General features: G+C 70.5%; 12 protein-coding genes and 1 pseudogene. 5 read left to right on the plus strand and 8 right to left on the minus strand.

What is annotated here, in order from left to right; translation table 11 throughout:
* Window positions 1-43 precede the first annotated feature (43 nt).
* Genes ACFVAV_RS12970 through ACFVAV_RS12980 form a run of 3 tightly spaced genes read right to left on the minus strand, consistent with a single transcriptional unit; the run spans window position 44 to window position 3,242 of the window.
* Window positions 44-811 (minus strand): enoyl-CoA hydratase/isomerase family protein, encoded by a 768-nt coding sequence (locus ACFVAV_RS12970; protein ID WP_379034316.1) that lies wholly within the window; start codon window positions 809-811, stop codon window positions 44-46.
* Entirely contained in the window at window positions 811-2,082 is a 1,272-nt protein-coding gene (locus ACFVAV_RS12975; protein ID WP_379034318.1) for an acetyl-CoA hydrolase/transferase family protein, read from the minus strand. Before ACFVAV_RS12975 ends, ACFVAV_RS12970 begins: the two co-directional genes overlap by 1 nt.
* The gene (locus ACFVAV_RS12980) at window positions 2,079-3,242 is read right to left on the minus strand and encodes a CaiB/BaiF CoA transferase family protein (protein WP_379034320.1); all 1,164 of its coding nucleotides are present in this window, start codon (window positions 3,240-3,242) and stop codon (window positions 2,079-2,081) included. The genes ACFVAV_RS12975 and ACFVAV_RS12980 overlap by 4 nt, the downstream gene beginning before the upstream one ends.
* Before the next feature lie 74 nt (window positions 3,243-3,316).
* On the opposite strand from ACFVAV_RS12980, the gene ACFVAV_RS12985 reads away from it, so the two are divergent.
* From ACFVAV_RS12985 to ACFVAV_RS13005, 5 genes are all read left to right on the plus strand, one after another.
* The gene (locus ACFVAV_RS12985; protein ID WP_379034322.1) at window positions 3,317-4,837 is read left to right on the plus strand and encodes a class I adenylate-forming enzyme family protein; all 1,521 of its coding nucleotides are present in this window, start codon (window positions 3,317-3,319) and stop codon (window positions 4,835-4,837) included.
* Complete coding sequence (locus ACFVAV_RS12990) at window positions 4,834-5,610, plus strand: SDR family NAD(P)-dependent oxidoreductase (protein WP_379034324.1); 777 nt, start codon at window positions 4,834-4,836, stop codon at window positions 5,608-5,610. The genes ACFVAV_RS12985 and ACFVAV_RS12990 overlap by 4 nt, the downstream gene beginning before the upstream one ends.
* 102 nt (window positions 5,611-5,712) lie before the next feature.
* Window positions 5,713-6,696, plus strand: coding sequence for an MDR family oxidoreductase (locus ACFVAV_RS12995; RefSeq protein WP_379034327.1), 984 nt, complete (start codon window positions 5,713-5,715; stop codon window positions 6,694-6,696).
* Between the two features lie 9 nt (window positions 6,697-6,705).
* Entirely contained in the window at window positions 6,706-7,899 is a 1,194-nt protein-coding gene (locus ACFVAV_RS13000; protein ID WP_379034329.1) for a MaoC family dehydratase N-terminal domain-containing protein, read from the plus strand.
* Window positions 7,900-7,927: 28 nt separating this feature from the next.
* Window positions 7,928-9,619 (plus strand): class I adenylate-forming enzyme family protein, encoded by a 1,692-nt coding sequence (locus ACFVAV_RS13005; protein ID WP_379034331.1) that lies wholly within the window; start codon window positions 7,928-7,930, stop codon window positions 9,617-9,619.
* A gap of 69 nt (window positions 9,620-9,688) precedes the next feature.
* Here ACFVAV_RS13005 and ACFVAV_RS13010 read toward each other — a convergent pair whose 3' ends face one another.
* The 5 genes and pseudogenes from ACFVAV_RS13010 to ACFVAV_RS13030 form a co-directional block, all read right to left on the minus strand.
* Window positions 9,689-10,687: an NAD(P)H-dependent flavin oxidoreductase gene (locus ACFVAV_RS13010; RefSeq protein WP_379034333.1), complete on the minus strand. Its 999-nt coding sequence runs from the start codon at window positions 10,685-10,687 to the stop codon at window positions 9,689-9,691.
* Window positions 10,688-10,844: 157 nt separating this feature from the next.
* Window positions 10,845-11,897 (minus strand): acyl-CoA dehydrogenase family protein, encoded by a 1,053-nt coding sequence (locus tag ACFVAV_RS13015; RefSeq protein ID WP_379034335.1) that lies wholly within the window; start codon window positions 11,895-11,897, stop codon window positions 10,845-10,847.
* Window positions 11,894-13,126 (minus strand): acyl-CoA dehydrogenase family protein, encoded by a 1,233-nt coding sequence (locus tag ACFVAV_RS13020; protein WP_379034337.1) that lies wholly within the window; start codon window positions 13,124-13,126, stop codon window positions 11,894-11,896. The genes ACFVAV_RS13015 and ACFVAV_RS13020 overlap by 4 nt, the downstream gene beginning before the upstream one ends.
* Window positions 13,127-13,287: 161 nt before the next feature.
* Complete coding sequence (locus ACFVAV_RS13025) at window positions 13,288-14,061, minus strand: enoyl-CoA hydratase/isomerase family protein (protein WP_379034339.1); 774 nt, start codon at window positions 14,059-14,061, stop codon at window positions 13,288-13,290.
* A gap of 4 nt (window positions 14,062-14,065) precedes the next feature.
* Window positions 14,066-14,593: pseudogene (locus tag ACFVAV_RS13030) on the minus strand (acyl-CoA dehydrogenase family protein); the annotation flags it as partial.
* Between the last annotated feature and the right edge of the window lie 288 nt (window positions 14,594-14,881).

Consider the following 14,881-nt stretch of genomic DNA (forward strand, 5'->3'; position numbering starts at 1 on the left):
TCCCTCAGCGTGACCGAAGCCGCTCGCCCACCACCTCACTCAATCAGCGGCCGGTCCAGCGCGGAGTTCGCTTCTCCGCGAACGCGAGCGGACCCTCTTGCGCGTCGGCGCTCTGATAGCACTGCACCGAGGCGTGCCGGGCCGCCTGCAGGGCGGACCCGCGACCCATCTCGGTGGCGAGCATGACCGTGTCCCTGGCCGCGCGCACCGACAGCGGTGCCGCCTCGGCGATCTCGCGTGCCAGCTCGAGCGCGACGGACAGCAGGTCGGCCGGTTCGGCGAGGCGGTTCACCAGGCCGATCTCGTAGGCGCGTCGCGCATCGATCGGCTTGCCGGTGAGCAGGATCTCCATCATGATCCGCTGCGGGATCATGTGGATCAGCGGTGCCGCCCAGGGTGAACTGCGGCCCACCTTCACCTCGGTGACGGCGAAGCTGGCCGCGGTCGAGGCGACGCACAGGTCGCAGGCCTGGGCGATCATCCAGCCGCCTGCGAAGGCGGCGCCGTTGACCGCGGCGATCGTCGGTTTGCTCAACTCCACCGTGTCGTAGGGCACCGGGAACATGTCCCGGGGCGGCACCGTCATCCCGGTCGCCACCATCTCCTTGAGATCCCCACCGGCACAGAACGCCTGCCCCGCGCCCGTGAGCACCGCGACCCGCAGCGCCGGGTCCGCCTCGAAACGTTGCCACGCGGCGAACAACCCGGCCCGTACCTCGCGCGCCAGGCAGTTGCGGGTCTCGGGGCGGTTCAGGGTGATGACCGCGATCCCGTCCGGCCTGGCCTCGAACAGCACTGCGTCCTCGGACATCAGAATCCTCTCCGCTGGATCTCGTGCGCCGCACGGTCCAGGTCGTCGCGAAAGTCGGGGTGCGCGACCGTGATCAGCGCGCGGGCCCGCTCGCCCAGCGTCCGGCCGGCCAGTTCGGCGGCGCCGTATTCGGTGACGATCACGTCGACGTCGCTGCGCGCGGTGGTGACCGGCCCCGACAGCGCCGCGCAGATCCGGCTGACCGACCCGCGCCGGGCCGTCGATTGCAGCGCGATCACCGACCGCCCACCCGGCGACCGCAGACCCGCACGCACGAAGTCCACCTGCCCGCCGGTGCCGCCGAAATACGCTGCGCCGCTCTGCTCCGCATTGACCTGCCCGGTGAGATCGACCTCGACGGCCGAGTTCACCGTGACCAGGCGGCTGAGCCGCCCGAGCACCGCCGGGTCGTGGGTGTAGGCGGTGGTGCACATGCGGATCAGCGGATTGCGGTCGGCGAACCGGTAGAGCCGTTCGGTGCCGATCAGCGCGCCGGTCACCGAGACCCCGCGATCGATCTCCTTGCGCGCGTTGGTCACCACCCCGGCCTCCACCAGGTCGACCAGCGCGTCGCCGATCATGCCGGAGTGCACGCCGAGGTCGGTGCGGTCGCGCACCAGCCGCAGCACCGCGTCCGGCACCGCGCCGATCCCGACCTGGAGCACCGCACCGTCATCGATGAATTCGGCGACGTGCCGGGCGATCGCCTCGTCCACCGGCCCGATGGCGGCTGGGGTGACCCGCACCGGATCCCGGGAGACCCGGATCGCGTAATCGATGTCGGTGGCCTGGATCCGCTCACCCGCGGTGCGCGGCACCCGGTCGTTCACCTCGGCCACCACCACCCGCGCCGCCCGGATCGCGGACAGGATGTGGTCACTGATGAGGCCCAGACTGTGCGTGCCGTCCGTGTCGGCGGGCGCGACCTGCACGAACGCGATGTCGCAACGCAACTCGCCCGCCTCGAGCATCGGGCCGATCCGGCTGACATGACAGGGCACCACGCTCAGCAGGTGCTCCGCGGTGAGCCCACGCAACGCGCCGATGGCGCCCATGCTCACCGGCTCGAACACCGCCGCCACGGCCGGGGTGAGCAGGCCTGAGAAGCTGGTCGCAAGGAACAGCGACAGGTCCGCGATCTCGCCGCCCTGGGCGATGAGCGCCTCGATCAGGGTGGTCGGTTCGCCACAGGCCTGCCCGGCGACGATCCGGTCGCCGGGACGCAGGATCGTCCGCAGGTCGAGGTCGGCGGCCGACAGCACGGCGGTCATCCGGCCACCTGCCCCGGAACGGCCGAGCGGAGCTGTTCGAGCACCGCGCCGGTGTCGGCGCCGAGTCGCGGTGCTGGACCGGCGATCCGGCCCGGCGTGCGGGAGAAGCGGGCAGGCGGGCCGGGGAAGCGGACCGGGCCGTCGGGGGTGTCCACGGTCTGGAAGAAGCCGACCGCCGCGAGATGTTCGTTGTCGAACAGGTCGTCGAGTGAACGCACCGGTGCCGCCGGGATCTCCAGCTTCCGCAGGATCGTCAGCCACTCCTCGGTGGTGCGTTCGGCGAAGGTCTCGGCGAGCCGGGCGTAGACCACATCGATCCGGGCCGCGCGCTGGGCCAGCGTGGCGAATTCCGGGCCGGCCCACGGGGGTCGCACGACCTCCACGAACGCCGACCACTGCTTGTCGTTGTAGACCAGCGCCGCCAGGTATCCGTCGGCGGTCCGGTAGGGCCTGCGGTCCGGGGTCACCGCCCGCGGGTAGGCGGCGGAACCCAACGGCGGCGAGAACAGGGCGCCATTGGCGTGTTCGACCAGCATGAACGCCGCCATCGTCTCGAACATGGCGACCTCGACCTCCTGGCCCTCCCCGGTCCGCTGCCGATGGAACAGCGCCATCGTCGTGGCGTACACCGCGGTCAGGCCCGCGACCTTGTCGGCGATGATCGTGCCCACGTAACCCGGTGTGCCGGTGAGTATTTCCTGCACGGCGGGCAGACCGCACGCGGCCTGCACGGTGTCGTCGTAGGCGGGCAGGCCGGAGTCCGGCCCGCCGCGGCCGTAGCCGTAGCAGTTCGTGTAGACGATGGCCGGATTCAGCGCGGCCACCTCCCGGTACCCGAATCCGAGCCGCTCGATCGCCGCCGCGCGCATGGAGTGGACGAAAACGTCGGCCCCGGCGATCAGTTCGCGCAGGGCCGCCGCGTCGTCCTCGGTCCGCAGGTCGAGAACCACGCTGCGCTTACCCCGGTTGACATTGACGAAGACCCCGCTCATTCCAGGCTCCGGACCCACCGAGATGTAGCGGGTGTCGTCGCCACGCGGCGGCTCGATCTTGATCACCTCGGCGCCCATGTCGGCCATGATCTGCGTGCAGTACGGGCCCATCACCATCGCGGTCAGGTCGATGACCCGAATCCCTGCGAGCGGACCTGTGTGTTCCATCGCGTCCCCTTTCGCCCATCACCCGATCGGGCTATCTGGTGAATCTTTGCAAGGATAGTGCTATCAAGGAAGTCGTGGACAGCTTCAGCGGCAACATCCGTGCCCCGCGCCCCCTCGCGACCGTGCTCGACGATCCGCTGCGCGAGCGCCCCGGCGCGCCCGCGATCATCGCCGCCTCGGGGACGTGGACCTACGCCGACCTCGACGAACAGGCCGCTCGCGCGGCGGGTGCGCTGTGGTCGCTCGGCGTCCGGCCCGGCGACCGGGTCGCCGCCTGCCTGCCCAACGATCTCGGCATCGTCGCCGCGTTCCACGGTGTCCAGCGCATCGGGGCGATCTGGATCGGCATCGGAGAAGCGAATTCTCCTGCCGAGCAACAGTATCTGCACGACCTGTGCGATCCGGCCGTCGTGCTGGCCGGTCCCCGCTGGGCCGGGAGTGCGCCGCGCACGGTGCACCCGGACCACTGGGCGGACCTGACAGCGAGGGCCGACCCCGCACCCGCCCTCGCCCACGACATCGACGCGCCCGCGGGCATCGCCTTCACCAGCGGTACCTCCGGGCGCCCGAAGGCGGTGGTCCACAGTCAGCGCAACCTGCTGCTGCCGGGCGCGGTGGTGCGCGCCACCCGCGACTGGGGCCCCGACCTGCGCCGGGGCGACAGCTTCCCGCTCACCATCTTGAACATGATGGTGCTGTCCACCCTGACCACGGCCCAGGCCGGTGGGTGCGCGGTGATCATGGACCGCCGGGATGTCGACGGGGTCGCCGAGTGGATCGCCACCCACCGGGTGACCGTGTGGAACGGCGCCCCCGCCCAGCTCTACGACCTGGCCCGCAGGCCCGGCGCGAATCTCGGCTCGCTGCGGGAGGTCTGGAGCGGCGGCAGCGACACTCCCGATCCGGTGCGCACCGCCTTCGCGGCGGCCCACCACAGCCTCGTCCCGCGCACCACCTACGGTCTCACCGAGGCACCTACAGTGGTCGCCATCGATCCGCCGGGCGCCGACTGGACACCGGGCAGCAGCGGTCGCGTCCTCCCGCACCTCGATGTCGCCGCCTACGACGACGAGAACCGGCGACTGCCACCGGGTTCCCTCGGCGAGCTCCGCCTGGCCGCCGCCACCCACGGTCCCTGGGCCGAACTCTGGCGCCCCACCCTGGGCTACTGGTCCGACGGCGCCGTCCACCCACCGGAGCCGGGCCCGTTCGCCACCGGCGACATCGGCACCGTCGACGCCGAGGGCCGCCTGTCGGTGCTGGACCGCAAGAAGATGGTCATCATCCGCGGCGGCGCGAATGTCTACCCCCTCGAAGTGGAACGGGTACTCGCCACCCATCCCCGGGTGAGCAAGGTGGCGGTGTGCCCCGTACCGGACGAACGGCTCGGCCAGAAGGTCGCCGCCGTCGTCGAAAGCGACAGCAGCACCGTGGATTTCGCCGAACTCGCGAACCTGTGCCGACGCGAACTCGCCGGGTACAAGGTGCCGGAGATCTGGGCCAGGGTGGACGCTCTGCCGGTGAACGCCATGGGCAAGGTGGAACGCACCGGGCTCACCGCACTCGCCGTCACCGCCCAGCAGGAGAACCGATGAGCATCGAGCGCGCGGCAGCCCGTCGGCTGTTCGACCTGACCGGCCGGGTCGCCGTGGTCACCGGCGCGTCCTCGGGACTCGGCGCCGCTGTGGCCGAGGCGCTCGCCGGGCTGGGCGCCCGGGTCGCGGTGGTGGCCCGGCGCGCCGACCGGCTCACCGAGCTCGCCGACCGCGTGGACGGGCTCGCCGTCGTCTGCGATCTGGCCGACCCTGCGCAGGTCGGCACCGTGGCGCCACAGGTGGCCGATCAGCTCGGCGCACCGACGATCCTGGTGAACGCGGCGGGCAACCGGTTCACCACCGCACGCGCCGAAGACGAACCGCTCGACGCCGTACAGCGCACCCTCGGCCTCAACCTCGTGGCACCGTTCCTGTTGGCGCAGGCGCTGTTTCCGCACATGCGCGATGCTGGCGGCGGCTCGGTGGTCAATGTCTCCTCGATCAGCGGGCGAGTCGGCGTCCCCGGCATTCCGCAGGCCTCCTACGCGGCAAGCAAGGCCGGATTGTCCGGGCTCACCACCGAACTCGCGGTGCAGTGGGCCCGGCACTCGATCCGGGTGAACACTGTCGCGCCCGGCTTCTTCCGCAGCGAGATCACCGACAGCCTCTACGACAGCGACCGCGGCGCCGAGTACCTGCGCCGCAATACCCCACTCCCCCAGGAGGGCACCGCGCAGGACATGGTCGGCGCCATCACCTGGCTGGCCGGCGATGCCGCGCGCTACGTCACGGGGCAGACGATCGTGGTCGACGGCGGCTGGACCGCTCGCTGACGACCGCGCCCGTTCCGGGCGATTGACACCGAACACTCCCGATGAAAACATATCCATACCTACGCGAGAATCGAATTCTCGCAACAGAGAGGGGTAATCCCCATGTTCTCGGCCATCCTCATCGAGAAGAGCGGAACGCCACCCGAGGTCACCACGACCACCGTGTCCGACGACGCGCTGCCCGAGGGCGACGTCACCGTCGACATCGCGTATTCCACCCTCAATTACAAAGACGCCCTGGCTATCACCGGCACATCACCGGTGGTCCGCTCGTTCCCCATGGTGCCGGGTATCGACCTGGCCGGCGTGGTCACCGAGAGCAGTCACCCGGACTGGTCGGCCGGTGACAAGGTCGTGCTCAACGGCTGGGGTGTCGGGGAAACCCACTGGGGCGGCCTCGCTCAGCGCGCCCGCGTCCGCGGTGACTGGCTGATCGCCCAGCCGGACGCCTTCACCGCCCGCCAGGCGATGGCGATCGGCACCGCCGGCTACACCGCGAGCCTGTGTGTGGAGGCGCTGGCCGGTCACGGCCTGCGACCGGCGGACGGCGAAATCCTGGTGACCGGCGCGACCGGCGGCGTCGGCAGTGTGGCGATCGCCCTGCTCACCGCGGCCGGGTACACGGTGGCCGCGGCCACCGGAAAGCCCGCCGAGGCCGGGTATCTGAAGGATCTGGGTGCGAGCACCGTCGTCGACCGGGCCGAACTCGCCGAGCGCGGCAAGCCGCTGCAGAAGGAACGCTGGGCGGGCGTGGTCGACGCCGCGGGCAGCCACACGCTGGTCAACGCGAGCGCGCAGGTCCGCTACGGCGGCGCCGTCGCCGCCTGCGGTCTGGCCCAGGGCATGGATCTGCCGGGCACCGTCGCCCCGTTCATCCTGCGCGGGGTCACCCTGTACGGCATCGACAGCGTCATGGCGCCGGTGCCGCGCCGGATCCGGGTGTGGGAGCGGCTGGCCCGTGACCTCGATCCCGCCGCGCTGGACGCCATCGCCACCGAGATCCCGCTGAGCGAGGCGATCGCCGCCGCGAACCGGTTCATCGACGGCACCGTGCGTGGCCGTCTCGTCGTCGACGTCAATCGCTGAGGAGCATCCGTGGCCACGAACAAGCGCACCGCCGCCGTCGAACTCGACCTCAGCGATGTCGAGCACCGGGTCGGCACCCCGATCGGCGGCGGTCAGCTGTGGGATCCGTGCAGCTCCTCCGATATCCGCCGCTGGGTCATGGCGATGGACTACCCCAATCCGCTGCACTGGGATCAGGAATTCGCCAGGGAATCCCGGTACGGCGGGCTGATCGCACCCCAATCCATGGCGGTCGCACTCGATTACGGGCACGGCGCGGCTCCCGCGTGTGTCGGTCGCATCCCTGGTAGTCACCTGATCTTCGGCGGTGAGGAATGGTGGTTCTACGGCGCGCCGGTGCGTCCCGGCGACACCCTGTTCCAGCAGCGCCGTTTCCACGATTACAAGGTCGCGGAGACGAAATTCGCGGGGCCGACCATGTTCTCGCGCGGCGACACCACCCATCGCAATCAGCACGGTGTCCTCGTCGCCCGTGAGCGTTCGACCGCCATCCGCTACCTCGCCGAGGAGGCGACCAAGCGCGGCATGTACGACAACCAGGCCGGCGAGATCAAACGCTGGACCGCTGCCGAATTGTCCGAGGTCGACGCCGTGCGGACCGAATGGCTGCATTCCAATCGCCTCGGGGTCTCCCCGCGTTTCGACGAAGTGAAAGTCGGCGACAAACTGCCGCGCCGCGTGATCGGACCGCATTCCATCGCGAGTTTCACCACCGAATACCGCGCCTTCCTCTTCAATATCTGGGGCACGTTCGGCTGGGTCGCGCCCGAGGGGATCGCGGATCCGTGGGTGTATCAGGATCCCGGCTGGACCGAGGGTTTCGGATTCGACGAAGAGGGCGCCAAGATCGATCCGCGGCTGCGTGACGGTCTCTATGTCGGCCCCTCCCGCGGCCACATCGACGCCGATAAAGCAGGCGAGGTCGGCATGGCCCGCGCCTATGGGTACGGCGCGACGATGGGCGCCTGGTGCACCGATTATCTGGCGTACTGGGCGGGCAACGACGGCATGGTGCGCCACACCAAAGCCGATTTCCGGCTGCCCGCCTTCGAGGGTGACGTCACCTATTTCGATGCCGAGATCATCGGCAAGGAAGCCCACTCGACCTGGGGTGTCCCCCTGGTCCAGGTGGAACTGACGCTCACCGACCAGAACTCCGGCACGCTCGTGCAGTGCGTCGCCGAGGTCGAACTGCCGCTCTGAGCCGGCGCAGAGAACGGAAAGGTCGACGATGACCGAGAAAGTAGCGGGCCTGGCCGTCGCGTCCGGGCCACCGCTGGCCGAGGAACCAGGACTGGGCACGCTGACCCTCCCCGGATTCCTGCGCGAGGTGACCCAGCGGTACGGCGATCGGGAGGCGCTCGTCTTCCACGACGACACCGGTGTCACCCGCTGGACCTACGACGAGCTATGGGATCGGTCCGTCGCGGTGGCGCGCGCCCTGCGCGCCGCCGGGGTCGGCAAGGACACCAGGGTCGGTGTGCTGATGACCAATCGGCCGGAATGGCTGGCAGCCGTGTTCGGGACCTCCCTGGCCGGTGGCGTGGCGGTCGCGCTGAGTACCTTCTCCACGCCCACGGAGCTCGAGCACCTGCTGCGGCTGTCCGGTGTTTCCGTCCTGCTGTTCGAACGCGCCGTCGCCAGAACGGATTTCGCGACGGTACTCACCGATCTGGAGCCTGCGCTCGGCACGGCGGCGCCCGGTGGCGTGCGGTCGGCGGCCTATCCGTTCCTGCGCCACCTCGCCGTCGTCGGCGCGCCCGTGGACGGCGGCGCGATCGAGAGCTGGGACGCGTTCGTGGCCCGCGGCGAATCCGAGCCGGTTGCACTCGTCGAGGCCGCCGCCGCCACGGTGCAGCCGAGTGATACCGCGGTGCTGTTCTTCTCCTCCGGTACCACGAGCAAGCCCAAGGGAATTCGCAGCGCGCATCGCGGGGTCACCATCCAGATGTGGCGTTTCCGGCGGATGTTCGGATTCGGCCCGGACGACCATGTCCGCTGCTGGACCGCCAACGGCTTCTTCTGGTCCGGCAATTTCGGGCAGGCGCTGGGTTCCACCCTGGCCGCGGGCGGGTCGCTGATTCTCCAGTCGACCTTCGACAGCGGGGCAGCACTGGCATTGATGCAGTCCGAGCGGGTGAACTTCCCGGTCGCCTGGCCGCATCAGTGGGCCCAGCTCGAAGGCGCACCCAACTGGGCGACGGCGGATCTGAGCGCGCTGCGATTCGTCGACGTCGACTATCCCGCCGCCCGCCATCCCACGGTGACCACGACCTGGACCGAACCTGGGCACGCCTACGGCAATACCGAAACCTTCACCATCACCACCTGTTTCGCCGCCTGCACTCCCGAGGACACGATCGCGGGCAGCAGCGGTGAACCGCTGCCCGGCAATACGATCAAGATCGTCGACCCGCTCACCGGAACCGTCCTGACCCGTGGTGCGAGCGGCGAGATCTGCGTCAAGGGCCCCACCCTGATGCTCGGCTACGTCGGCATCCCCCTGGATGAAACCCTCGATGCCGACGGCTATTTCCACACCGGTGACGGCGGCTACCTCGACGACCTCGGCCGGCTGTATTGGGAAGGCCGGCTCACCGACATCATCAAGACCGGTGGCGCGAATGTCTCCCCGCTCGAGGTCGACGAGGAGCTCAACCGCTGTCCCGGCGTGAAAGTCGGCCGCACGGTGGGCATTCCGCACGACACTCTCGGCGAGGTCGTGGTGGCCTGCGTCGTCCCGCAGACGGATACCGCCCTCGACGGCGAGGCGATCCGCGCCTTTCTGCGCGAACGACTCGCCAGCTACAAGGTACCCCGGCACGTCCTGCTCTACAGCGAGGACGAATTCACGCTCACCGGCAGCGCCAAGATCAAGTCCGCCGAGCTGCGCCGACTGGCCGCGGCCCGGCTCGCGACCTAGCGCGAGACCACGCAGGTTCCGGCGGCCCGATACCGGCGCCGCCGGAACTTCGCGACGGTGGCGCGCCCGCTAACGCGCCGGTGCCACCGCACCGGCGAGGTGTCCGACCGTGGACGCGAGATCGCCGCAGGCCTGCTCGTACTGCCTGCGCAGAGTCGCCACGAGTTCGGCGGTGGTCCCGGCTTCGGTGACGGCGCCGATGCCCTGGCCCGCGCCCCACACATCCCGCCAGGCCTTGGCGTCGGTGCCGGAGGAACCGAAGTTCATCTGCGAGGGGTCCGACTTGGGCAGGTTGTCGGGGTCCAGGCCCGCGGCGACGATGCTGCCGCGCAGGTAGTTGCCGTGCACGCCGGTGAACAGATTGCTGTAGACGATGTCGGCCGCGGTGGAGTCGACGACCATCTGCCGGTAGCCGGGCACGACGTTGGCCTCGGCGGTGGACAGGAACGCCGAGCCGATGTAGGCCAGGTCGGCGCCGGCGGCCTGGGCCGCCAGGATCGACCGGCCGTGCGCGATGGAGCCCGACAGCAGCAGCGGACCGTCGAACCAGGTGCGGATCTCCTGGATCAGCGCGAACGGCGACTGGGTCCCGGCATGCCCGCCGGCGCCCGCGGCGACCGCGATGAGCCCGTCGGCGCCCTTCTCGATCGCCTTGCGCGCGTACTCGTTGTTGATCACGTCGTGGAGCACGAGCCCGCCGTAGGAGTGCACCGCGTCGTTGATCTCCGTCCGCGCGCCCAGCGAGCTGATCACGATCGGCACCTGGTGCTCGACGATGACCGCCATGTCCTGCTCGAGCCGATCGTTGGAGCGGTGCACGATCTGATTGACCGCGAACGGCGCCACCACGGCCTCCGGATTCGCCGCCGCGTACGCCGCGTTCTCCTCGACGATGCGATCGAGCCAGTCGCCGAGCAGCGACGCGGGCCGCGCGTTCAGCGCCGGAAACGATCCGACGATCCCGGCCTGACACTGGGCGATGACGAGCTCGGGACCCGACGCGATGAACATCGGCGACGCGACCACGGGCAGGGACAGGCGGCCGGAAAGCTGCAGGGGCAGTGCCATTGAATCCTCCGAAAGCAGGACGGACCGGCGGTCGAGCCGCCGGGCGTACGTCAGTTCCTGAACGATAAGGCGCACACCGATCCCTATGCAACCAGTTGCATAGGGATCGTGGCGTCGATCACCCTGCCGATCCGATGGTCCGGGTGATCCGCGGGAGCTACCGATATCGGGCGGCCAGCGTCCTTCGGTGCGCCGACGGTGCGCCGAAGAGCGCGCGGTTCAAGGTCGCCCGCTTGAGGTGGACGTGGATACCGCTGTCCCACGTGTAGCCGAATCCGCCGTGCAATTGCAGCGCGGCGCCCGCTACCCGCACCGCCGCCGTGCTCGTGTACGACTTCGCCGCCGCCGCCGCGATCATCGCGTCGGCTGTCCCCTCGGTGAGCGCCCGGACTGCCGCATCGACGAGGTGCCGGGCGACAGTGACCTGCACCAGCATGTCCGCGCAGGCGTGCTGCACCGCTTGGAACGAGCCGACCGGGCGACCGAATTGTTCGCGCACCCGCACATAGGCGACGGTCGCCGCCAGCATGGCTTCGGCCGAACCCAGCGAGTCGCAAGCCACCGCGACGGCGGCTCGCGCGCGCAGCACCTCCGGTGGGCTGTGATCCGGAAACGACCACACGGCGTGGACGAGCACCCGGTCGGCGGTCACCGCGGCGGCCGAGCGGGTGGCATCGACCAGTGGTCTCGGGGCGATCGCCAATCCGGTGGTGCCGGGCGCGACCGCGACGAGCAATCGGTCCCCCGCGCCGGCCCGCACCGGGACGAGCAGCAGATCGGCAGCCGGTGCGTCCAGCACGAAGGCCGCCGACCCGGTCAGCACGGGTCCGGCGGGGCCGGATTCCAGGGCGAAGGCCGGGTCGGTGTCGCCGCCTGCGTCGAGGACCAGTACGGGCACGGTGCGCCCCGCGACCGTGTCACGGAAGACGGTGTCGCGCGCGTCATCCGCGGCGACATCGGCAAGCGCCGGGACCGACAGTGCCAGCACCGTGGGCAGCGCCGTGACGGCAGCGGCCCGGCCCACCTCGCCGAGCAACACCGCTACCTCGGCGAAAGTGGCTCCCGCACCCTCGAACTCGACTGGTGCCGCCAACCCCGGCCAGCCGGCCTCGGTGACGGTGGCCCACGGCACCGGATCGCCGGCCGATTTCGCCAGCAGGTCCCGGGCGAGGGCGCGCAGGTCGTCGTGGAATTCGGCGAAGTCGGTCATCGCTTCTCCCCCGCCGGCTCCCGTGGCAGCCCGAGGCCACGCTCGGCGATGATGGTCCGCTGGATCTCGCTGGTGCCGCCGGGAATGGTCCATTCCCAGGAGCCGAGGAAATCCAGGACCCAGGCGCCGGACTCCCAGCCGCCGGACATCGGTTTGCGCAGCACCGTGTGGGCGTCGACGCCGCCCAGTTCGGCGCCGAAATCGGTCATCCGTTGCAGGAGCTCGCTGTAGTACAGCTTCACGATCGAGGCATCCGCCGGACCGACCGTGCCCGCCTCGTGTCGTTCGACCAGGTCGCGGCACAGCGCGCGCAGGCCGGTGAGTTCGATCTCCAGTTCGGCGAGGCGATCGGCCACCACCGGATCGTCCAGCGCCCGGCCGCCGGGACCGGGGCGGGCGGCATCGGCGAGCAGCATGCGGAATCCGGCATTGCCGAGCCGCTCGGCCAGTTCGAGCATGGTCAGTCCGCGTTCGGCGCCGAGTGTGCGCTGGGCGACCTGCCAGCCGGCGTTCTCCGCGCCGATCAGTCCACTCGCGGGCACTCGCACCTGATCGAGGAAGATCTCGCAGAAGTGCGATTCGCCGGTGGCCTGACGGATGGGGCGCACCTGGATGCCGGGGCTGCGCATGTCGAGCAGGAAGTACGAAATCCCCTGTCGCGCAGGCGCGGACGGGTCGGAGCGGGCCAGCAGCAGGCACCAGTCCGCGTACTGCGCGCCGCTGGCCCACACCTTCTGGCCGGTGATCACCCAGTCGTCGCCGTCACGGACGGCGGAGGTCCGCAACGCGGCCAGGTCCGAACCCGCGTCGGGTTCGGAGAATCCCTGCACCCAGATCTCCCCGTCGAGAATCGCGGGCAGATGCCGCGCGCGTTGTTCGGGGGTTCCCGCCGCGAGCAGGGTGGCGGCCGCGTGATGGATGGCGACGAAGGCGAGCACGAGCCGCGGCGCGTCGTGCGCGGCCAGCTCCTGGTACAGCACGATCTGATGCCCGACCGGCATCCCGCCCCCGTACTCCGCGGGCCAGTGCGGCACCGCGAACCCGGCGGCCCGCAGCCGCTGGAACCACTCCCGCTGGAACCGAACGAATTCCGCGTCGGACGCACCGAGCTGGGTCTGCCGCCAGTCCCCGGGGAGCTGGGTGCGGCACCAGCGCCGGACGTGCTCGCGAAATTCCGAGAGGTCAGCGGGCCACCGATCGCTCACTCCCGCCAGGTCGGTCGGTGCCATCGCGTGCGCATCTACCCCATCTGCCGGTGCCACCGGGCGCGCATCCACCGCATCCGCCGGTGCCACCGGGCGCGCATCCACCGCATCCGCCGGTGCCACCGGGCGCGCATCCACCGCATCCGCCGGTGCCACCGGGCACGCACCCGTTGCCTCCGCTGGCGTCATCGGGCCCGCTGACGCAGGGCGAGCAGGCGATCGCGGTGCTCGGTGGTCTGCATGGAGACGATCTCGGCGGCGAAGCCCGCCTGCATCGGGCCCGCCAGCGCCTGGCTGAGGTACATGTTCACGACGCGCTTGGTGCCGCGCACCGCTTCGGGTGGCTGGGCAGCGATGCGGTGTGCGAGGGCGAGCGCCTCGGGCAGGAGCGCGTCCGTGGCGACCACGCGGCTGGCCAGGCCTACGTCGACGGCGGTGGCGGCGTCGATCCGGTCACCGGTGTAGAGGTATTCGCGGGTGCGCAGAATCGGGGTGAGCAGCGGCCAGAAGGCGGCGCCACCGTCACCGGCGACCAACCCGACCGCGACGTGCGGATCGGCCAGATACGCCCGCTCCGACATCAGCACCACATCGCAGAGCACGGCGATGCTCGCGCCGAGGCCGACCGCGGCGCCGTTCACCGCGGCGATCACCGGCAGCGGGAAGCGCAGCATCTCCTCGATGATCTGCGCGCCTTCGCGGATGCTCTCGTCCCTGGCCACCGGGTCGTCGAGGAAGGAGGTGATCCAGTCAAGATCGCCACCGGCGCTGAAAGTTCTTCCGGCGCCGGTGAGTACGACCACCCTGGCCTCGGTGTCGGCGGCCAGGTGACGCCAGACCTCGGCCAGCGCACGGTGCAGGTCGGCGTTCACGGCATTGAGCGCGTCGGGCCGGTCGATCAACACGATGCGGACCGGGCCGTCGGCGGTCACGGTGAGTCCGGGTGGCAGCGGGTCCACGGCGTCACGCTCCTCGGGGATCGGAGAACGGACCGGCCAGCCCGCGGGCACCGATCCGACGGGTGAGCAGGTCCTCGGTGCCGGTGATCCCCAGCGGCAGCCGCCGCAGCGGCAGACTGTGCCGCGACAGCCACGACAGGGTCGTCTCGTCGCAGAATCCGACCGCACCGTGCACCTGATGCGCGACGCGAAAGACGATCTCGGCGGCCTCCAGGGCGGCCAGCCGCAGGGCGAGGGCATCGGCGACCGCGCCGGGCTGCCCGGTCTGGACACTCCACAGCGCGTATCTGGCCAGCATTTCGACGCCCTTGCGCTCCACTTCACCATCGGTCAGCTGGAACTGCACCGACTGGAAATCCGCCAGCCGCCGCCCGAACTGCTCGCGCACCAGCACGTGGTCGCCCGCCAGTTCCATGGCGCGGTCCAGCATCCCGAGCAGCGTCCAGCACGGCAGCACCAACGCCAGAGCCAGGTCGCCCTCACCGCGAGTGTCCAAGGGACGCAACGCAATCGGCGTCACAAATGCGGTCTCCCGCGGAGTCCGCCCGCCCGTCGCGGCAACGATCCCCGCCACCGTTCCCACGCCGGACCGTCCTACGGCCACCCCCTCGGATCCCCCACCGAGCCGCACAGCGAACTCGCCCCCGGACCCACCACCCAGCCGGACAGCGAACTCCCCACCCGTCCCGCCACCGGACCGTCCGGCCGCACCAGCCCGCACCGAGATTCCACCAGGACGTCCATCGCCGGCCTCCTCGATGGCTCCCGAGCCCACCCGCGCACCGGATTCCCCGTCGGCCCACGCGTCGTTCCCCGCCGA

This window comes from Nocardia sp. NPDC057663 (assembly GCF_042799895.1).
Taxonomy (GTDB): domain Bacteria; phylum Actinomycetota; class Actinomycetes; order Mycobacteriales; family Mycobacteriaceae; genus Nocardia.